Origin of the sequence: Amorphus orientalis (genome assembly GCF_030814015.1) — a bacterium.
Taxonomy (GTDB): Bacteria; Pseudomonadota; Alphaproteobacteria; order Rhizobiales; family Amorphaceae; genus Amorphus; species Amorphus orientalis.
This window is the reverse complement of record NZ_JAUSUL010000006.1, coordinates 1-18969: the sequence shown is the minus strand read 5'-3', so window position 1 is coordinate 18969 and position 18969 is coordinate 1. Positions and strand designations below refer to the sequence as shown.

Here is an 18969-nt window from a genome sequence, read left to right as displayed (position 1 = left end):
CCGGCCCGCCTAGCTCATGTAGCCGTCGTCATCGGCATCGGCGATCTCGATCTCGCCGCGACCGGCCATTTCGAGAGCCATGTCGGTGATGACGCGGCGCGCATCGGCGATGTCACGCTGGGAGGAAGGCTCGCTGTTCGCGATTTCCTGCTCGACCATGCGCCGCACGCGGGCGCCGAGCGACTGCAGGATGATGTCGCGGAAATCGGGATCCGTGCCCTTGAGGGCGACCACGACCTTCTCGGTCGGAACCTGGTCGAACAGGGTGGTGCGGGCGCGCGGGGTGAGCCGGACGATGTCGTCGAAGGTGAACAGGAGCCCCTTCAGGATCTCCGCGGACTTCGGCTTCGAACCGGCCAGATCCTCCAGCACCTGCTCCATCTGGTCCCGCTCCATCTTGTTGATGATGTCGGCCATGCGGGCATGGGTGTCGGAGCCGGCGTTGCGCGAGAAGTTGACCATGAAATCCTCATGGATCGTCTTCTCGATGATCTGCATCGTCTCGTTCACGATCGGCTTGAAGGTCAGCATCCGCCGGGTGAGGTCGTTGCGCAGCTCCGGCGTCAGATGCGCCATCGTCTTGGCCGCGCAGGCCGACTTCACCTTCGACAGGATCAGCGCCGCCGTCTGCGGGTGCTCCTTCGCGACGTAGCTGGCCAGCGACTGCTCGGAGACCTGGGAGATCCGGTCCCAGATCGAGTGGTTCTGGTTGCCCAGAACGTCGCTCACGATCTGCTTCACCTCGTCCGGATCGAGGATGCCGGAGAGCAGCTTCTCGACCTCGTCGACGGTTCCCACAAGGCTCGCGCCGGTTCCGAACTGGGTCGCGAAGTCCTCGATGATCGACTCGATCTGGGAGGCCCCGACCGGGCGCAGCTCGGCGATCGACCGCGTGACCATGCGGATCTCGTCGGCATTGAAATGCCGCATGACGCGGGCGGCCGTCGGCTTGCCCATCGCCATGAGCAGGGCGGCGACTTTATCGGGACCCTTGAGGGGGCGCGTGCGCGAGGTCGGAGTAGCGGTGACCATTTACGGGTTCGCTTTTCTGCGGATCGGGAACGTTCGGGATCGCCGGGTGGGCGTCAGTTGCGGCCGTCGGCGCTCGGAGGGCCCACGATCTCCGTCAGCGAGACGCCGAAGCGGGAGTTGTCGTCTTCCACGACGACCACTTCGCCACGGGCGATGATGCGGCCGTTGACCACGACGTCCACGGGCTCGCCGACACGGTGGTCCAGCGGGACGATGGCGCCACGTCCAAGCTTCATCAGATTGGCGACCGGCATGCTCGCCGAGCCGAGCACGACCTGCATCTCGACGGGAATGCGCAGGATGGAGTCGAGATTGCGCTCGGCCCCGAAGGTCCATTTTTCCGCAACCTTCTCCTCACCCTCACTGGCCTCCGCTTCGAACGCGTCGTCGCGGGTCTCGTCGTCGGAGAAATCATCGGTGTCGTTCATGGGGATCCCCTAGTTCCTACTGGCCCAGCGTGGAGCGGGCGTTGTCGTTCGAGCGGGCGGTTTCCGAAGGGCCGGAGCGGCCCGTCCGTGTATCGATCTCGCGGACGAGGCGCTCGGCCGCTTCGATGCGGCCGGCCAGCGCAAGCGCGGTCTCGCGCCCTTCGGCATTCAGTGTGGCGACGGCGCTGCGGGCCGCCTGAAGGGCGTCGTCGGTCTCGGCCAGGATCCGCTTGTAGTCGGAATGGTAGACTTCCAGACGCTTCAGGCGCCGGTACATCGCAAACGCGATGACGCTTGTGACGACCAGAGCAACGAGCAGCGCGGTATCAGCCAGATAGGATGTCATCGTAGAACTCCTGCTCGCGATCGACCATGTCCTCGATCCGCAGCTTGTACACGCCGTCGGCCTGGCCGAGCTGGCACCAGAACAGCGGCTGGTTGTTGCCTTCCAGCTTGACCTGGGTCTTCGGCGTCGCCGAGAGCTGGAGCACCTGCCCCACCTTGAGGTTGGAAATCTCTTCGAGCGATATCTTCCGCGATTCCAGGATCGCGTTGAGGGTGACGGTGGTCTTCTGAACCTCGGTCTGGATCTGCTTGACCCAGGTCGCGTCCCGGACGGACGAATCGCCGGTGAAGGCGCGCGCCAGCGTCTGCCGCATCGGCGTCAGCGCCGACTGCGGGATCATGACGAACATCTCGCCGCCGCGGTTGATCGCCTGCAGCAGAAACTTCGCCACGACCGACTGGTTGTTGCGACGGCCGATGACCGCGAAGTCGAGACGGGTCTCGAGACGCTCGAACTTGAAGGTCGTGTCGGTGACCAGCGAGAAGGATTCCTTCATCGCCTTGCCGACCATTTCGAACAGCGCCCGACAGATGCTCAGCTCGATGTTGGTGAAGGCCCGTTCGTCGTCGATCGGCGGCTCCGATCCGTCGGACCCGAACAGCGCCTCCACCATGGTGAAGACGAAGTCGCGGTCGAACCCGACGATGACATGGGAGTCCCAGCCAGGGGCGTGGAACACGCCGACCACGGCGTTGCCTTCATATTCTTCCAGAACGTCGCCGATCCGGCCGTTCTCGATGTGGCTCATCGAGTAGTAGCATTGGGACGCGGCGAGCTGCCGGAGACCGTCCGCGCAGTAGGTCGACACGCGGTCGAAGATCACGTGGAGCATCGGCAGCCGGTCGAGAGACAGGCCGGCTGCGTCGAGAAGCATGTCGCGGATGTTGTCGCCGCGCGCCTGGGAATTCATCGCATTCATGGAACTAGGCAGCCTGCTGCATGCTCGCCGAACCCGGCGTGTTGGCAATCACGTCATTCTCGACATCGTCGATCGAAGGACGCTCGGCGGCGGAAATCGTCTTGCGGCCGTGCTCGAGGGCCACCTGCGGAAGGGCGCCGTTCATGTAGGCGATCACCGACTGCTTGATGATGATGTACGGCAGACACTGCTTCTCGCGGACAGTTTTGATCTTGGTCGCGAGCGGGCCGATGATCGCATAGGATCCGAAGATGCCGATGAAGGTTCCGATCAGGGCCGAGCCGATATAGTGGCCCAGAATTTCCGGTGACTGATCGATGGCCCCCATCGCCTTCACGATTCCCAGCACGGCGGCGCAGATGCCGATCGCCGGAAGCGCTTCAGAGACGGCGCTGAGCGCGGAATACGGCTTGGTCTTGTACTTCTTGATCGTGTTGATTTCCTGCTCCATCAGCGCCTCGATTTCATGCGAACGGGCGTTGCCGATGAGGATCAGGCGGACATAGTCGCAGATATACTGCGTCAAGTACTTGTCCTTGTAGATCTTCGCGTAGTGCTGGAAGATCGGTGACTCGCCAGGATTGTCGATGTGGCCTTCGACCTCGTTGCGCGGCTTTGAGCGCAGCTCCCGCATCAGCGAATAGAGCAGACCCAGCAGCTCCAGATAGTCCGGCTTCTTGGGGCCCGCTCCCTTGATGGCTTCGAATATGCCTTTGCCGGTGTCTTTGATCACCGCCATCGGGTTGGCGATGATGAAGATGCCGAGCGCGATGCCGCCGATGATGACGTATTCGAACGGCTGCCAGAGCACGCCGATATGACCGCCCATGGCCATAAAGCCGCCGGCCATCGAGCCGATACCGATGATGAGACCAAGGAAAACGCCCAAGGTTCGATCCTTCCCTGTGAGAGCGGACCGACTTTGGGCGCACTAGCTTGCGTGAGGCTGATCAATCGGAGGCTATTTCGCAGCGCAAAAGCGGGCAGCCTCGCGCAAGCCTGAGCGGTCACGATCCACGGGCTCATCCGAGGATCGAAACATGATCTCGACCTACACTTCATATCGTATGGCCACGCGGGATCTCGACCGCACCCTGTCGCTCAAGCTGCAGGAGGCTCCGGTCAAGCTCGAGACGACCTACTACCTGGAGAATATCTCCAAGGTGAAGAACGTCGACGAGTTTCTCGAGGATACCCGGCTCTTCAAGTACGCGATGAAGGCCTTCGGTCTCGAGGAGATGTCGCACGCCAAGGGCCTGATGCGGAAGATCCTGAGCGAGAGCCTGGACGATCCGAAGGCCTACGTGAATCGGCTCGACGACGACCGCTTCAAGGAATTCGCGCTCAGCTTCAACTTCGTCGACAGCGGCAGCGTGGTGACCGAACTCGCCCTCGCCCGCGAGGACGTGGTCTCCCGTTACGTCCGGCAGAGCCTGGAATCGGATCTCGGACAGGAGAACGAAGGCGTCCGGCTGGCGCTTTATTTCGAGCGCAACGTCGACAGCCTCAAGTCCGGCTACAGCATCCTTGCCGACCCCGCCCTTCAGGAGGTCGTCTTCACGGCCCTCGGCTTCCCCGACGAGATGAAGGGCGCGAACATCGACAATCAGGCCGCCACCATCGAGAAGCGCCTGGATGTCGCATCCCTCAAGGATCCGAAGGAACTGGAGAAGTTCCTCGCCCGGTTCACGGCCATGTGGGACATGAAGACCGGCGTTCAGACCTCTCCAATTCTGACTCTGTTCTCCAGGCAGCCGCAGACATCGATCGGGCTCGACCTGGCCATGACATTCAATCAATTCCGGCGCGGAGGCTAAATCTTGTCGTCCAGTCTTTATGTGGCGCTGTCCGGTCAGGTCGCGCTCGAGCGCCGTATGACCACGGTCGCCCACAACGTCGCCAACATGAACACCGGCGGCTTCCGCGCCGAGGAAGTCCAGTTCGACACGGTGCTGTCGAAACTCGGCACGCGGGAAGTGGCCTATTCTTCGACCGGCGACACCTTCATTTCCCGCAAGGCGGGCCCGGTGACCTACACCGGCAACAAGCTCGACGTCGCCATCGACGGCGACGGCTGGTTCAGTATCGAGACGCCGGCCGGCAACGCCTACACCCGCGACGGGCGCCTGCAGATCAACGAGGCGGGCGACCTCCTGTCCTCGTCCGGCCACCCGATTCTCGATGCCGGCGGAGCGCCGATCGCCATCGACCCGGCCGCAGGCGAAGTCTCGATCGGCCGCGACGGCATGATCTCCCAGGGCGAGCAGCAGATCGGCGCGCTGGGCCTGTTCCTGCTGCCGGCCGATGCGCGCCTCAGCCGCTACGGGGACAACGCCGTCCTGTCCGACCAGGCCGCGCTTCCCGTCGAGGATCGTGTCGGCAACTCGGTGAAGCAGGGCTACGCCGAAGGCGCCAACGTCAATCCGATCATGGAAATGACCAAGCTCATCATGATCTCGCGCGCCTTCGACAGCGCCGCATCCGCCGTCGAGCGCAGCGAAAGCACCGAGCAGCAGGCCATCCGGTCGCTCGGCCCGAGCTCCTGATCCTCCGCCAGTGCTTCGTTTCCGCCGCACCGAGAGGGATAGCGCCGCATGAACACCCTGACGCGCCTCGCCGGTACGCTCGAAGAGGCCCGCACCGAGGTTCCCCTGGTGCGGATCGGCGGTGTGGTGCGCGAAGTCGCGCCGCACTACTACCGCGTGGCGGGGCTGTCGCCCTTTCTCCGGCTCGGTGACCGGGTCGGCTTCGACGACGGCGACCGCCAGGTGACCGGCGAAGTCATCCGCGTCGACGACGAGACCGTCGCGGTCAAGCCGTTCGACGGCAAGATCAACATCGGCGTCGGCCAGACCGCCTACCGGCTCGGCGCCATGGGGCTGAAACCGCACGAAGGCTGGATCGGCCGCGTGGTCAACGCGCTTGGCGAACCGCTCGACGATCAGGGTCCCCTGCCCCGCGGCGAAAGGATGATGCCGCCGGACCGGGAACCGCCGGCCGCGATGACCCGGGCAAGGATCAACAAGCCGCTGATGACCGGCATCAAGGTCATCGACCTGTTCACGCCGCTCTGCGAAGGCCAGCGGATCGGCATCTTCGCCGGCTCCGGCGTCGGCAAGTCGACCATGCTTGCGATGCTGGCGGGCGCGGAAGGTTTCGACGTCGTGGTGGTCGGCCTCGTCGGCGAACGCGGCCGCGAAGTGCGCGAATTTCTCGAAGGTCCGCTGGCCGCGAACCGGGCCAAGTCGGTGGTCGTGGTCTCGACCGGCGACGAAAGCCCGATGATGCGCCGCCTCGCGCCGCAGTCGGCCATGTCGATCGCGGAATATTTCCGCGACCTCGGCAAGTCGGTCCTGCTCATCATCGATTCCGTGACGCGCTACGCCCATGCCGCCCGCGACGTGGCGCTGGCGGCCGGCGAGCCCGCCGTGACGCGCGGCTATGCGCCGAGCACGTTCTCCGACCTGCCGCGGCTTCTGGAGCGCGCCGGCCCCGGCCTCGACGGCGGCGGCACGATCACCGGCATCTTCTCCGTCCTCATCGACGGCGACGACCACAACGATCCGGTCGCCGATTCGATTCGCGGCACCCTCGACGGCCACGTGGTCCTCGACCGCTCGATCGCCGATCAGGGACGGTTTCCGGCCGTCAACATCCTCGGCTCCATCTCGCGCCTGGCCGAACTGGTCTGGTCGAAGGAGCAGCGCGAACTGGTCCGCCGCCTCAAGGCGATGATCGCGCGCTTCGAGGACACCCGCGATCTGCGGCTTCTGGGCGGCTACACGCCCGGCGCCGATCAGGACCTCGACCAGGCCGTCGCCCTGGTCCCGAAAATCTACGAAGCGCTCCGACAGAGCCCGGATACGCCTCTGTCCAAGGACGCCTTCGCCGAGCTCGCGCGGATCATGAAGGGGTAACCCGCCGCGCCCGCCGCCATCGTCTCGTCCCGCGGCCCCCGCGAGACGGCCAGCCTCGCACAAGCCAAACCAGTTCTAGTACGGCAAGTCCAACCGGGAGAATACCCATGAGCCTCTACGGGATGCTTCGCACGGGCGTGTCGGGCATGAATGCCCAGTCCACGAAACTCTCGACGGTGGGCGATAACATCGCCAACGCCGACACCACGGGGTACAAGCGTGCCTCGACCGAATTTTCTTCCCTGCTGATGCAGAACTCCAAGACCAGCTACAATTCCGGCTCGGTCGTCACCAACGTTCGCTACGCCATCAGCCAGGAAGGCCCCCGGATCTACACCACGTCGCCGACGGATCTGGCGGTCAACGGCAGCGGCTTCTTCGTCGTCCAGGATCCTTCCGGCCAGCCGTTCCTGACCCGCGCCGGCGGCTTCGAGGTCGACGGGGCGACCGGCCTCCTGAAGAACCAGGCCGGCTTCACCCTGATGGGCTACGACATCTCCGGCGGCCAGCAGCCCGCGGCGGCCCTGAACGGCTACGCTAACATGGTCCCGGTCGACCTGACCGCCATGAACATGCAGGCGACGCCGACGACCACCGGCGAGCTGACCGCCAACATCGACGCGCGCGTCACCGCGATGGCCGCTCCGGGCACCGCCGCCGCTCCGGCGGCCGGCACCTATCACACCAAGAGCTCCATCGTGACCTACGACAACCTCGGTGGCGAGGTTGTTCTGGACATGTACTTCACGAAGACGGGTGCCGACACCTGGCAGTTCGACATCTACGACAGCACGGGTGGCGCGGCGCTGAGCACCAACAACCTGACCTTCGACCCGACCACGGGTCAGCTGACGGCTCCGGCCGCCGGCACGGTCGGCTTCAACATCCCCGGCGGTCAGCCGATGACCCTCGACATCTCGTCCATGAGCCAGCTCAAGAGCGACTACACGCCGCTGAGCGTCGAGCGGAACGGCAACGCCGCCAGCGTGGTCTCCGACGTCGAGATCGGCACCGATGGCACGGTCCAGGCGGTCTACGAGAACGGGTCGAAGATCCCGGTCTTCCGGATCCCGCTCGTCGACGTGCCGAGCCCGGACAAGCTCGAGCAGCTGGCCGGAAACGTGTTCCAGACGACGCTCAACTCCGGCGACATCATGGTCGGCTTCCCGACCGAAGGCAGCAACGGCGAGATCATCTCCGGCGCGCTGGAGCAGTCGAACGTCGATCTGGCTACCGAATTCACCGAAATGATCGTCGCTCAGCGCAGCTATACCGGCAACTCGAAGGTCTTCCAGACCGGCAACGAGCTGCTCGAAGTGCTGATGAACCTGAAACGCTGATCCGAGCAAGCAAGCTAGAGCGGAGATACGATTGTGAGCCTGTCGGTAGCGTTGAACACGGCGCGATCCGCAATCCAGTCGACGACGACCCAGATTGCTACATCTGGCAAGAACGTCGCTGGTGCGGACGATCCCAACTACTCGCGCAAGGTCGCGCGAACCGTGACAACCGACGACGGCGGTGCGCGCATCGCCTACGTCACGCGATCCAACAACTCCACGCTGTACACCCGCATGCTCAACGCGACGTCGTCACAGACCGCCCAGTCGGCGGTTCTCGACGGCCTCGACCGGCTTGCCACGACGGTCGGAGATCCGGAGAGCGATCTCTCTCCGGCCGCCAAGATCGGCCAGCTGTCCTCGGCGCTTGTGGAGTTCGCCAACGCACCCGACGACCCGCTCTTCGGCCGGAACGTGGTGACGTCGGCGAACGATCTCGCCACGACCCTGAACGACGCCTCGGCGCTGGTTGACACCATCCGCACCGAGGCCGATCAGGACATCGGCTCCTCGGTCGCCCGGATCAACAAGATCCTCGCCGACTTCGAGGTCGTGAACGAGAAGATCGTGTCCCAGTCGCGCAACAGCGCCGACATGACCGATCTCCTGGACAAGCGGGACGCTCTCATCTCCTCCCTGTCGGAGGAAATGGGCATCACCGTCGTCAATCGCGAAAAGAACGACGTCGTCCTCTACACCGACAGCGGCGTGACGCTGTTCGAGACCCATCCCCGCACCGTCACGTTCAACCAGTCCACGGTCCTTTCGCCGGGCGTTCCGGGCAACGCGGTGCTGGTCGACGGCGTGCCGGTGACCGGCGCGGGCGCGACGATGCCGCTGCAGTCCGGCCGTCTGGTCGGGCTCACCCAGCTGCGCGACGACATTTCCAACACGTTCCAGCGCCAGCTCGACGAAACCGCCCGCGGCCTGATCACCGCGTTCGCCGAGACCGACCAGGTCGGACCGCCCTTCGATCCGGATCAGCCGGGCCTGTTCACCTATACGGATACGCCGACCCCCGGCATCCCGGCCGGACCTCCGGCCACCCCGGGCCTGGCCGGGCTCCTCAAGGTGAACCCGGCTGCCGACCCGAACCAGGGCGGCTCGACCGCGCGCATCCGCGACGGCATCAACGGCGGCGACTACACCTACAACACCACCGGCGCCGCCAGCTATTCCGCCCGCGTGTCCGCCCTGGTCGACGGCCTCGACGCCAGCCAGGGGTTCGATCCGACCACCGGTCTGTCCTCGACGTCCAGCGTCACGGAGTTCGCGGCGGAATCGACTTCGTGGATCGAAGGCCTGCGCGCCACCACCAGCCGGGGTGTGGACCAGAGCACCGCCATCCTCGCCCGCTCCTCCGAGGCGCTGTCCAACGCGACCGGCGTGAACCTCGACGAGGAGTACGCGATGCAGCTCCAGTTCGAGCAAAGCTATGCCGCGTCGGCGAAGCTCATCGGCCTCATCGACGAGCTCTACAAGACGCTCCTGACGATCGTGAGATAATCCCATGCGCACGAGCCTGATCTCAACCGCGACGCTGCACAATTCTCCGAGGTCGAACCTCGCCGAGATGCAGAAGCGTCTGTCGGATGCCACCAAGGAGGTGAGCACCGGCCGCCATGCCGACGTGGGTCTGAAGCTGGGCGACCGCACGGGCCGCAACGTGGCGCTGCGCCGCGACCTGGGCAACCTGGAAGCGATGATCACCTCCAATTCGCTCGCCAAGGCCCGCATCAGCCAGACGCACACGGTGCTCGGCTCCATGGGCGAGACCATGGACGCCATCCAGCAGAACCTCACAACCTATCCGGACACCAATCAGACGATCCGGCTGCTGGAGACCCAGTCCAAGGAGGGCATGCAGGCCCTGATCCGGACCATGAACTCGACCGACGGCCGGGTTTATCTCTTCGGAGGCATCAACTCCTCGCAGCCGCCGATGGCGGACTACGACGGGGCGCCGCGCACCGCGGTGGACAACGCGCTCATCGCCAAGTTCGGCCTGAGCATTCCGCCCCAGAACGACAGCGCCGGCCTGGCCGCCATCACGCCCGCCGACATGCAGGACTTCATCGACAACGAGTTCGATGCCCTGTTCCAGGATCCCGACTGGGGGACCACCTGGTCGTCGGCCAGCGACGAGGCGATCACCAGCCGGATCTCGCCGGACGAGACGGTGCGCACTTCGATCACCGCCAACACCGACGCGACCCGCAGGCTCGCCAAGGCGCTCACCATGCTTGGTGAGTTCAACATGAACGCGCTCGATCCGGACACCCGAAAGGTCGTCTACGAGAACGCGATCACCACCCTCAACTCCGGCCTGACCGAAACGATTTCCGAACGCGCCAACCTCGGACACTTCGAGAAGCGCATCAACGTCGCCGACGAGCGCATGCACGCGGCCATCGACATCGTCGAGACCCGCATCAACGCGTTCGAGACCGTGGACCCTGTCGACGCCAAGGTGGAAGTCGATCAGCTGACCACGCAGATCGAAATGTCTTACTCGCTGACCACGCAGATCATGCGCCTCAGCATCATGAAGTACGCATAAACGAGAGCAGAGAAAAAATGTACAAGTTCTCCTATGCAGAAGTCCTCGACGATTCCAGTGATGAACGGCGCGGCCGCGAAATCATGGCGCTTGAGCACGGAATAGCGCTCCTGCGGAAAGCCGACGCCAAGAATCCGATGGCGCCGGAAAGCATCAAGGCGCTGCGTTACGTGCAGCAGCTGTGGGGTTTCTTCATCCGCGACCTGGCGGATCGCGAGAACGGTCTCGACGAGACCCTGCGCGCCGACCTCGTGTCGATCGGCCTTTGGATCATTCGCGAGGCCGACCAGATCATCTCCGGCAAGTCGCAGAACTATGCCGGCCTCATCGACATCAACCGGACCATTCGGGACGGCCTCAAATGACAAAGCCTATCCAGATCTCCCTGCGCGCCGGCGAACGCATCTACATCAACGGCGCCGTCATCCGGGTCGGCCGCAAGGTCACGCTCGAGCTTCTCAACGACGTGACGTTCCTGCTGGAAAGCCACGTCATGCAGGTCGAGGACACAACCACGCCGCTCCGGCAGCTCTATTTCGTGGTCCAGACCATGCTGATCGATCCGCGCAACGCCGAAGCGACGCGCGCCCTGTTCGAGAGCATGCACGAGGCGCTGGTGGACACCTGCACCAACGCCGACATCCAGGAAGGCCTGGCGGAAGTCAAACGCCACGTGGAGGCCCACCGGCCGTTTGACGGTCTGCGGACGATCCGGCGCCTGTTTGCCGTCGAGGACAGCATCCTCGGCAGGTCTCGCCAGAGCGAAAGCCATGGACGGACCCGCGCGGCGGATCGGCTCGCCGAGACCGCCGTCGCGTAACCCGACCTTCGACCTCTGCAGTCCCGGCCGGCGCCGGGACCGCACGCTCCCCAGTCAATTCGAGGCGGCACCATGTCCGACATCAACAGCCTGACCAACAGTTCGACATTCGGCCAGTCATCCAGGACCAAGACCGGCGGCGACACCAGCAAGACACCTGACTATGACGCCTTCCTGCAGCTCATGGTCACGCAGATGAAGAACCAGGACCCGACCAAGCCGATGGACTCGACCGAGTACATGGCGCAGCTCGCCTCGTTCTCCCAGGTCGAGCAGCAGATGGAATCCAACACCAAGCTCGATTTCCTGCTGGCCTCCTCCGAGCTGTCGTTCGCCGGAAACATGATCGGCCGCACCGTCACCTCCGCCGACGGCGCCCAGAGCGGCGAAGTCGCGTCCGTTCGGGTCACCGCTTACGGTCCCGAGGCGACGCTGACCGACGGCTCCAAGATGATGGTCACTCCCGGCGTGGTCCTGAGCTGACGATGAGCGAAGTCGACGCAATCGATATCGTCCAGCAGGCGATCTGGACGATCATCGTCGCCTCCTCGCCTGCCGTCGTGTCAGCCATGCTGATCGGCATTCTGATCGCGCTGTTTCAGGCCCTGACCCAGGTGCAGGAAATGACGCTGACCTTCATTCCGAAGATCCTGACCATTCTCGCCGTCTCCGCGCTGACGGCGACGTTCATCGGCGCCCAGATCTTCGCCTTCACCGACGAAGTCTACGGTCGGATCATCACCGGCTTCTGAGCCGGTTGCGGGACCCTTGCTCCCCTGATCGGGCCACCCGGCCCGGTCGGCCGTCCCGCGCGTCCCCTCCCCTTCCTCCTCCCCGCTGTCGCGTCGCAGCGCCCCTCTCAGGATTGCGTCGGTCATCGCCTTCGACGTCGGCGATCCGGCACGCAAGCTTCCCGAAAGCGTCGGGGTTCAAGGTCCCGACCGTGACCCGCTCGCACCGCACGGCATGAGCCGTCGGCGGGTGTGGCCCAAGCGCTTGAATCTGGAGCTATGAACGACCGGTCGCCGCAGGCGGCCGAGCCGGGCTCCGGAAGGGGAGTCTGAATTGACCGACATATCTTCGACGGGCGCCCGATCCCAAGGCGGCTTTCCGATGCGCGACGTCGGCTTTGCCGGCGGCGTCATCGCCATTCTCGCCATCCTGTTCCTGCCGATCCCGACCTTCCTGATCGACATCGGGCTGGCGCTCTCGATCGCATTCTCCGTGCTGATCCTGATGGTCGCCCTCTGGATTCAGAAACCCCTCGAATTCTCGTCGTTTCCAACCATCCTTCTGATCGCGACGCTGATGCGCCTGTCGCTGTCGGTCGCCACCACGCGCCTGATCCTGGCCGACGGCAACGAGGGCGTGTCGGCCGCCGGACACGTCATCCAGGGCTTCTCCCAGTTCGTGATGGGCGGCGACTTCGTCATCGGCATCGTGGTCTTCCTGATCCTGGTGACGGTCAACTTCCTGGTCATCACCAAGGGCGCGACGCGTATCGCCGAGGTGGGCGCCCGCTTCACCCTCGATGCCATCCCCGGCAAGCAGATGGCGATCGACGCGGATCTGTCGGCCGGTCTGATCGACGACAAGGAAGCCCAGGCCCGCCGCCGCGAACTCGAAGAGGAAAGCTCCTTCTTCGGCTCCATGGACGGTGCCTCCAAGTTCGTGCGCGGCGAGGCCATCGCCAGCCTGATCACCATCGTGGTCAACATTTTCGGCGGCATCGTCATCGCCACCACCCGCCACGGCATGCCGCTGGCCGAAGCAGCCGACGTGTTCACCCGCCTGTCCGTCGGCGACGGTCTGGTCTCCCAGATCCCGGCCCTCATCGTGTCGCTGGCCGCCGGCCTTCTGGTCTCCAAGGGCGGCACCCGGGGCACGGCCGAACAGGCGGTGCTCGGCCAGCTCGGCGCTTATCCCAAGGCCCTCTTCGTGGCGGCGGGCATGATGGCGATCTTCGCGGTCATGCCCGGCCTGCCCATGCTGCCCTTCCTCGTGCTGAGCGCCATCATGGCCTTCGTAGGCTACACGGTCCCCAAGCAGCTCGCCGCCAAGGAGGCCGCCGAAGCCGAGCAGGCCAAGGCGGAGGAAGAAGAGCGCCAGCGCGAGGTCAAGGAATCGGTCAAGGAATCGCTGAAGGTCGCGGAGATCGAACTCGCCGTCGGCAAGCAGCTCGCCACCACCGTTCTGCGCAATCCGCAGGAACTCGCCCAGCGCGTCAACAAGATGCGCCGCAAGTTCGCGACCCAGTACGGGTTCGTGATCCCGGAGATTAAGATCACCGAAAGCCTCTCGGTGCCGACCAAGTCGTACCAGATCAAGTTTCACGGGACTGCCGTCGCCAGCCACCAGCTGCGCATCGGCGAGCTCCTGGTGGTGACGGGCGGCGGCCACAAGCCGGACGTGCCCGGCGAGGAAGTGCGCGAACCGGCCTTCGGCATGGAGGCGATGTGGGTCACCGACGCCTTCGCCACGGAAGTGCGCCGCGAGGGGTTCTCGCCGGTGGACAACCTGTCGGTGGTCCTCACCCACATGGCCGAGGTCATCCGCAACAACCTGCCGCAGCTTCTCTCCTACAAGGACCTGCGCGCGCTGCTCGACCGCCTCGACCCGGAATACAAGCGCCTGATCGACGACATCTGCCCGGCCCAGATCTCCTATTCAGGGCTGCAAGCGGTGCTGAAGCTGCTGCTTGCGGAGCGCGTCTCGATCCGCAACCTCCATCTCATCCTCGAGGCGATCGCCGAAATCGTCCCCCACGTCCGCCGCACGGAACAGGTCGTCGAGCACGTCCGCATGCGCATGGCGCAGCAGATCTGCGGCGACCTCTCCGACGGCGGCGAGCTCAATGTCCTGCGCCTCGGCAACCACTGGGACCTCACCTTCCATCAGGCCCTCAAGCGCGACAGCAAGGGCGAGGTCATCGAGTTCGACGTCGATCCGCGACTGGTCGAGCAATTCGGCACCCAGGCCTCCGAAGTGATCCGCCGTCACCTGTCGGAGGGCAAGGCGTTCGCCATCGTCACCGCACCCGATGCGCGCCCCTATGTGCGCATGATCGTGGAGCGGATGTTCCCCGCCCTTCCGGTGCTGTCCCATGTCGAAATCGCGCGCGGCGCCGAGATCAAGTTGCTCGGCACCATCTCGTGAGCGAACTGGCCTCGGAGACGGTCTTCACGGCGCTCCTCGTGTTCTGCCGCATCGGAGGCTGCCTCCTCATCGCACCCGGTCTGTCCAGCATGCGGATGCCGATGCAGGTGCGGCTGTTCCTGGCCGTCGCCATCTCGCTCGCGCTCACGCCGGTGCTCTATCCGATCGTGCGGCCGGCCACCGGCGACGGGAGCCCCTCAGGCCTTCTGCTCGCCATCGCGTCGGAGACCGGGATCGGCTTCATGATCGGCTTCCTGGCGCGCATCTTCTTCATGGCGCTCCAGACGCTGGCGATCGCCGCGGCGCAGTTCGTCGGCCTGGGCGGCATGTTCGGCGGCATCTCCGACGAATCCGGCCCGTTGCCCAGCACGGCCCTGCTGTTCACCATGACTGCGGTCGCCATGGTGTTCGCCTCCGACCAGCACTGGGTGCTTCTGGCGGGGCTGGTGGACTCCTACGGCGTGCTGCCGCCCGGCGGCGGCTTCTCCGCGCGGCTGGGCCTGGTCGACGTGGCGGACCAGCTCGCCGACGCCTTCATGCTGACGCTGCGCATCACCAGCCCGTTCCTGATCTATTCGGTGGTGGTGAACTTCGCGATCGGCATCACCAACAAGCTGACGCCGCAGATCCCGATCTTCTTCATCGCCATGCCGTTCGTGACGGCGGGCGGGCTGCTGCTGCTGTTCTTCACAATCAAGGAAGCGCTGATCGTGTTCTCCAGCGCGTTCGGTGCCTGGCTGGCGATGGGGTGAGACGATGAACGATCGAATCAAGCGCATGAAGCGGCTCCAGGCGGTCCAGGAGCAGATCGGACGCCTGTCCGAACAGCGGCTGAGCGGCCTGGTCCAGAGCGAGCAGGAGCTGCGCAAGAACGAGATCGCCCTGGTTACCGCGCTGGACGAAGCGACCCTCCTCCACGGCTTCTTCGTGGAGCAGATGGCCCGCCGGGTCCGCTCACTCGCGGCCGAAGCGGATGCCAAGGCGGCCGAGGCCGCGGTGGAGCGCGAGAAGCTCAAGGAAGAGAAGCTGAAACTGAAGCGCGTCGAAGAAACCGCGAAGCGAATCGAGAAAGAATATCAGCGCCTTATGGAGCGCCGGAGACTTGAGGAAGTGGTGAAGCCGGTTCGCCGGATCGATGCAAGCCTCCCGTAAGCTAACAATTGCAGTGTGAGCGCGTTCTAAATTTCCCGACGAAGGTCGCTCACATGGCAATCAGCCCTCCCTCCGATATCGTCTTCGACGTGGTGAATGCCGTCGATCCGATGAACTATGCGGAGGCGGTGGATCGGCTGCGGCGTGCGGCGGGTCCGACCGGCACGGACAAGGCCGACTTCAAGGCGGCGTTCGAAGGCTTCAGCCGGAGCGCGCCGCGGGTCCTGAACGACGGCAGTGCGTCGCTCACCACCCGGGCCAACAACCAGGTCCTTTACGCCAGCCAGCCCGGCATCGAGCCGAAAGGCGCCTACCAGGATTTCGAGGCGATGGTCCTCACCACCTTCGTGGAGACCATGATGCCCGATGACACCGACAGCGTGTTCGGATCCGGCACCGCCGGCTCCGTGTGGCGGTCGATGATGTCTGAGAAGATCGCCGAGCAGATGGCGGGCGCAGGCGGCATCGGCATTGCCAGTCAGCTTCAGGCGAGCGAGGCGCGGCGGATGGCCAGCCTCGATCCCGCGCTGGCCGCGGCTTCAACCGGTCCCGCGTCCAGCATGACCGACGCGGCCCCGTCCGAGCCCGCCGCCGAGGCGTCGGCCGAAGCCGAGGCCGGAACCGAACAGACCCGCGAATTCGGCCTGGGCGACATCCTGTCCGCCGCGGCCGCGCGCTTCGGCGTCATCCTCCCCGGTGGATCCAAGTGAGACGATGGATATGAGCACGCACGCTGACCGCTACAACGTCGCCCTGAACAGCCTTCTGGATCGCCTCGAAGCCAGCCTCGACGCCGAGATCGAAGCGCTCGGCCAGGTCGGCTCGGTCAACTTCGATGTCTACAGCCGTCAGAAGAGCCGCGTTCTCCTGGAGCTGTCGCGCCTCGTGCGCGGCTCCAACGGCGAAGCACCGAACCAGGAGATCGCCGAACGGCTCGCCACGCTTCGTGGAAAGCTGGAGCGGGACCTGTCGCTGCTCGGCACCCACCTGACGGCAACTCAGGAAGTCGCCGAGATCATCGCCTGCACGCTCCGCGAGGCGGAGTCCGACGGCACCTATTCGGCCCCGTTCGCTGCCGGTGAGGCGCGGCCATGATCAAGCTCGTCATCATCGGGCTTTGGGTCTGCGCCGCCGCGCTCGGGTCGAGCTATGCGGCCGCCCAATGGGCGTCCGGCGCCTCCGCGGTGGAGGAAGAGCCGTACCTGGAGGGTCTGGAGTATCGCAAGCTCGAGCTGCTGACCATTCCGATGGTCGGTGAAGGCACCATCCAGGGCTACGTGGTCGCCAAGCTGGTCTACACGGCGGACGCCGCCGTCCTGCGCGAAATGAGCGTCGAGCCCGATCCGTTCGTGGTCGATGAAGCTTTCCGCGAAATCTATACCAACGGGCAGGTCGAATTCGGCAAGCTCTCCAAGTACAACCTTCCGGAAATGGCGCTGGCCATCAAGAACAACGCCAACGAGCGACTGAATTACGAAGTGGTTCAGGACATCCTTCTGGAAGGCCTCAACTATATCGACCGCGAAGAAATGAGCCGCGTCCTCAAAGCCGCGCCGGCACAGCAGGTCGAAGAAGACAAGTCAGAACACGGAGAGGGCCAGGACGCCGCTAAGCACTAGCTGAGCCGCCCTTCGGAGGATCGAGAATGAAAATTATTGGCAAGCTATCCGTCATTGTTGGAGTTCTCGGCCTCGCAACCGTCAGCGTGACCGGCATTTCCCTCTACGCAATGAGCAAGCTGGAGGAGCGCAGCGAAGCGCTCGCAACGGCCGCCCACCGGGTGGACCTGCTCGAACAGATCAATCGCCACCTCACCGAGGCGGTTCTGGACTCCCGCAGCATCTTCATCAGCTCCGACGCCGAAAACGCCCGGCGCTATTCCGCCGGCATCGTCGAGGCACTCGACCAGATCGAGACCGACCTCTCCTCTCTGAACTCGCTCGTTCAGCCGGAGGATCGGGCCCTTTTCGACGCCCTCCGCTCCGAGATGGCCGACTATCGCGAGTTCCGGGTCGAAACGGCGCGCCTGGCGACCGAAGTCGGCGCCTTCGCGGCGAGCGCACAGAGCAACAACGAGGAAACCACCGCCCGCGAAGCGGCCCTTCAGGAACAGGTCGAGGCCTACGCGGCCGAAACCCGCGCCGACATGGATGCCCTGCGCGCCGCCCAGGCCACCTTCGCGGCCCGTATGGACACCCTTGTCGTGGTAACGGCGGTCGTCGGCCTTCTGCTCGCCGTGGCCCTCGCCATGATCATCGGCACGCGGCTGATGAGCCGCCCGCTGGTTCGCGCCAGCCGGACCCTGTCGGAAATGGCCGACGGCAAGCTGAACCTGGCCTTCGAGCCGCGTCAGTCCAAGGACGAGATCGGCGACATCTGGATCGCCACCGGCAAGCTCCTCGACGAACTGAAGAGCGCCGACCGGATGCGCACCGAGCAGGCCGCCCTCAAGGAGAGGACGGAAGCCGAGAAGCGCGCCGCCATGCACGCCCTGGCCGACCAGTTCGACGTGGAAGTCTCGTCGATCGTGCGCACCGTTCAGGACGCCGTGAGCAACCTGGAACAGAACGCCGGCACCATGAGTGCATCTGCCGACGCAACCTCGCGCCAGTCGGCGACCGTCGCCTCTGCGGCCGATCAGGCCACCACCAACGTGCAGACGGTCGCGACCGCCGCCGAGGAACTGGCCGCCTCCGTTCGCGAGATCTCCCAGCAGGTCGCCATGGCCGCCGAGATCGCCACGGAAGCCTCCGGCGAGGCCACCGGAGCGGCCGACCTGGCCCGCGGCCTGTCGGCCTCCGCCCAGCGCATCGGCGACGTGGTCAAGCTGATCACCGACATCGCCGCCCAGACCAACCTGCTTGCCCTCAACGCCACCATCGAGGCGGCGCGGGCCGGCGAGGCCGGCAAGGGCTTCGCCGTGGTCGCCATGGAAGTGAAGACGCTCGCCGAGCAGACCTCCAAGGCGACCGGCGAGATCACCGCCCAGATCTCCGAGGTCCAGGCCGCGACCAGCGAAGTGGTGAAGGCGATCGAAACGATCTCCGACACCATCAGCCGCGTCGATGACATCTCCACCGCCATCGCGTCTTCGGTGGAAGAACAGGGTGCCGCGACAGGCGAGATTGCCCAGAACGCGCAGCAGGCTGCACAGGGCACCCAAAACGTCTCCAGCAATATCGTGTCGGTGTCGTCCGCCGCCAGCGACACCGGTCGCGTGTCGACCGAAATCGTCCACGCCGCCTCTGACCTCTCCCGTCAGGCCGGAAACCTGCGCACGCAGGTCGATGCCTTCATCG

The 18969-nt window shown here is 64.9% G+C and carries 22 protein-coding genes; 17 read left to right on the top strand and 5 right to left on the bottom strand.

What is annotated here, in order from left to right:
• Positions 1-9: 9 nt before the first annotated feature.
• Genes J2S73_RS20250 through motA form a run of 5 tightly spaced genes read right to left on the bottom strand, consistent with a single transcriptional unit; the run spans position 10 to position 3614 of the window.
• A complete protein-coding gene (locus J2S73_RS20250; RefSeq protein WP_306887511.1) occupies positions 10-1032 on the bottom strand; it encodes a flagellar motor switch protein FliG in 1023 nt (340 codons plus the stop codon).
• A gap of 53 nt (positions 1033-1085) precedes the next feature.
• A complete protein-coding gene (gene fliN / locus J2S73_RS20245) occupies positions 1086-1460 on the bottom strand; it encodes a flagellar motor switch protein FliN (RefSeq protein ID WP_306887510.1) in 375 nt (124 codons plus the stop codon).
• Between the two features lie 16 nt (positions 1461-1476).
• Positions 1477-1806 carry a hypothetical protein gene (locus J2S73_RS20240; RefSeq protein ID WP_306887509.1) on the bottom strand — a complete coding sequence of 110 codons (330 nt, stop codon included), beginning with the start codon at positions 1804-1806 and terminating at the stop codon, positions 1477-1479.
• The gene (locus J2S73_RS20235; RefSeq protein WP_306887508.1) at positions 1787-2725 is read right to left on the bottom strand and encodes a flagellar motor switch protein FliM; all 939 of its coding nucleotides are present in this window, start codon (positions 2723-2725) and stop codon (positions 1787-1789) included. Before J2S73_RS20235 ends, J2S73_RS20240 begins: the two co-directional genes overlap by 20 nt.
• A gap of 4 nt (positions 2726-2729) precedes the next feature.
• Positions 2730-3614 carry a flagellar motor stator protein MotA gene (gene motA / locus J2S73_RS20230; RefSeq protein ID WP_306887507.1) on the bottom strand — a complete coding sequence of 295 codons (885 nt, stop codon included), beginning with the start codon at positions 3612-3614 and terminating at the stop codon, positions 2730-2732.
• Positions 3615-3765: 151 nt separating this feature from the next.
• Here motA and J2S73_RS20225 point away from each other — a divergent pair, with 151 nt between their 5' ends.
• The 17 genes from J2S73_RS20225 to J2S73_RS20145 form a co-directional block, all read left to right on the top strand.
• On the top strand, positions 3766-4542 hold the full coding sequence (locus tag J2S73_RS20225; RefSeq protein ID WP_306887506.1) for a DUF1217 domain-containing protein: 777 nt from the start codon (positions 3766-3768) through the stop codon (positions 4540-4542).
• A 3-nt stretch (positions 4543-4545) separates the two neighbouring features.
• Entirely contained in the window at positions 4546-5271 is a 726-nt protein-coding gene (gene flgF, locus J2S73_RS20220) for a flagellar basal-body rod protein FlgF (RefSeq protein WP_306887505.1), read from the top strand.
• Positions 5272-5319: 48 nt separating this feature from the next.
• The gene (fliI, locus tag J2S73_RS20215) at positions 5320-6642 is read left to right on the top strand and encodes a flagellar protein export ATPase FliI (protein WP_306887504.1); all 1323 of its coding nucleotides are present in this window, start codon (positions 5320-5322) and stop codon (positions 6640-6642) included.
• A gap of 107 nt (positions 6643-6749) precedes the next feature.
• Complete coding sequence (locus J2S73_RS20210; protein ID WP_306887503.1) at positions 6750-7982, top strand: flagellar hook protein FlgE; 1233 nt, start codon at positions 6750-6752, stop codon at positions 7980-7982.
• Between the two features lie 33 nt (positions 7983-8015).
• Entirely contained in the window at positions 8016-9488 is a 1473-nt protein-coding gene (gene flgK, locus J2S73_RS20205) for a flagellar hook-associated protein FlgK (protein WP_306887502.1), read from the top strand.
• A 4-nt stretch (positions 9489-9492) separates the two neighbouring features.
• Entirely contained in the window at positions 9493-10542 is a 1050-nt protein-coding gene (locus tag J2S73_RS20200; RefSeq protein WP_306887501.1) for a flagellar hook-associated family protein, read from the top strand.
• A gap of 17 nt (positions 10543-10559) precedes the next feature.
• Complete coding sequence (flaF, locus tag J2S73_RS20195; RefSeq protein ID WP_306887500.1) at positions 10560-10907, top strand: flagellar biosynthesis regulator FlaF; 348 nt, start codon at positions 10560-10562, stop codon at positions 10905-10907.
• Positions 10904-11362, top strand: coding sequence for a flagellar biosynthesis repressor FlbT (flbT, locus tag J2S73_RS20190; protein WP_306887499.1), 459 nt, complete (start codon positions 10904-10906; stop codon positions 11360-11362). The genes flaF and flbT overlap by 4 nt, the downstream gene beginning before the upstream one ends.
• A gap of 72 nt (positions 11363-11434) precedes the next feature.
• Positions 11435-11845 carry a flagellar hook assembly protein FlgD gene (gene flgD / locus J2S73_RS20185; protein ID WP_306887498.1) on the top strand — a complete coding sequence of 137 codons (411 nt, stop codon included), beginning with the start codon at positions 11435-11437 and terminating at the stop codon, positions 11843-11845.
• Positions 11846-11847: 2 nt separating this feature from the next.
• Entirely contained in the window at positions 11848-12114 is a 267-nt protein-coding gene (locus J2S73_RS20180) for a flagellar biosynthetic protein FliQ (protein WP_306887497.1), read from the top strand.
• A 361-nt stretch (positions 12115-12475) separates the two neighbouring features.
• Complete coding sequence (flhA, locus tag J2S73_RS20175; protein WP_306887496.1) at positions 12476-14518, top strand: flagellar biosynthesis protein FlhA; 2043 nt, start codon at positions 12476-12478, stop codon at positions 14516-14518.
• A complete protein-coding gene (locus J2S73_RS20170) occupies positions 14515-15270 on the top strand; it encodes a flagellar biosynthetic protein FliR (RefSeq protein ID WP_306887495.1) in 756 nt (251 codons plus the stop codon). Before flhA ends, J2S73_RS20170 begins: the two co-directional genes overlap by 4 nt.
• A 4-nt stretch (positions 15271-15274) precedes the next feature.
• On the top strand, positions 15275-15670 hold the full coding sequence (locus J2S73_RS20165; protein WP_306887494.1) for a hypothetical protein: 396 nt from the start codon (positions 15275-15277) through the stop codon (positions 15668-15670).
• 53 nt (positions 15671-15723) lie between these two features.
• Positions 15724-16380, top strand: a complete 657-nt coding sequence (locus tag J2S73_RS20160; RefSeq protein WP_306887493.1) for a rod-binding protein — start codon at positions 15724-15726, stop codon at positions 16378-16380.
• A gap of 10 nt (positions 16381-16390) precedes the next feature.
• The gene (locus tag J2S73_RS20155; RefSeq protein ID WP_306887492.1) at positions 16391-16765 is read left to right on the top strand and encodes a flagellar protein FlgN; all 375 of its coding nucleotides are present in this window, start codon (positions 16391-16393) and stop codon (positions 16763-16765) included.
• Positions 16762-17289 (top strand): hypothetical protein, encoded by a 528-nt coding sequence (locus tag J2S73_RS20150; RefSeq protein WP_306887491.1) that lies wholly within the window; start codon positions 16762-16764, stop codon positions 17287-17289. Before J2S73_RS20155 ends, J2S73_RS20150 begins: the two co-directional genes overlap by 4 nt.
• A gap of 26 nt (positions 17290-17315) precedes the next feature.
• The coding region (locus tag J2S73_RS20145) for a methyl-accepting chemotaxis protein (RefSeq protein WP_306887490.1) at positions 17316-18969 on the top strand (1654 nt) is incomplete at its 3' end.

Coding starts and splice junctions, on each gene's coding strand:
- fliI (WP_306887504.1), top strand. CDS start 5,320: ATGAACACCCTGACGCGCCTCGCCGGTACGCTCGAAGAGGCCCGCACC.
- J2S73_RS20210 (WP_306887503.1), top strand. CDS start 6,750: ATGAGCCTCTACGGGATGCTTCGCACGGGCGTGTCGGGCATGAATGCC.
- flhA (WP_306887496.1), top strand. CDS start 12,476: ATGCGCGACGTCGGCTTTGCCGGCGGCGTCATCGCCATTCTCGCCATC.
- J2S73_RS20165 (WP_306887494.1), top strand. CDS start 15,275: ATGAACGATCGAATCAAGCGCATGAAGCGGCTCCAGGCGGTCCAGGAG.
- flaF (WP_306887500.1), top strand. CDS start 10,560: ATGTACAAGTTCTCCTATGCAGAAGTCCTCGACGATTCCAGTGATGAA.
- J2S73_RS20180 (WP_306887497.1), top strand. CDS start 11,848: ATGAGCGAAGTCGACGCAATCGATATCGTCCAGCAGGCGATCTGGACG.
- J2S73_RS20235 (WP_306887508.1), bottom strand. CDS start 2,725: ATGAATGCGATGAATTCCCAGGCGCGCGGCGACAACATCCGCGACATG.
- J2S73_RS20240 (WP_306887509.1), bottom strand. CDS start 1,806: ATGACATCCTATCTGGCTGATACCGCGCTGCTCGTTGCTCTGGTCGTC.
- J2S73_RS20225 (WP_306887506.1), top strand. CDS start 3,766: ATGATCTCGACCTACACTTCATATCGTATGGCCACGCGGGATCTCGAC.
- flgD (WP_306887498.1), top strand. CDS start 11,435: ATGTCCGACATCAACAGCCTGACCAACAGTTCGACATTCGGCCAGTCA.
- J2S73_RS20155 (WP_306887492.1), top strand. CDS start 16,391: ATGAGCACGCACGCTGACCGCTACAACGTCGCCCTGAACAGCCTTCTG.
- J2S73_RS20160 (WP_306887493.1), top strand. CDS start 15,724: ATGGCAATCAGCCCTCCCTCCGATATCGTCTTCGACGTGGTGAATGCC.
- flbT (WP_306887499.1), top strand. CDS start 10,904: ATGACAAAGCCTATCCAGATCTCCCTGCGCGCCGGCGAACGCATCTAC.
- J2S73_RS20150 (WP_306887491.1), top strand. CDS start 16,762: ATGATCAAGCTCGTCATCATCGGGCTTTGGGTCTGCGCCGCCGCGCTC.
- J2S73_RS20200 (WP_306887501.1), top strand. CDS start 9,493: ATGCGCACGAGCCTGATCTCAACCGCGACGCTGCACAATTCTCCGAGG.
- J2S73_RS20250 (WP_306887511.1), bottom strand. CDS start 1,032: ATGGTCACCGCTACTCCGACCTCGCGCACGCGCCCCCTCAAGGGTCCC.
- fliN (WP_306887510.1), bottom strand. CDS start 1,460: ATGAACGACACCGATGATTTCTCCGACGACGAGACCCGCGACGACGCG.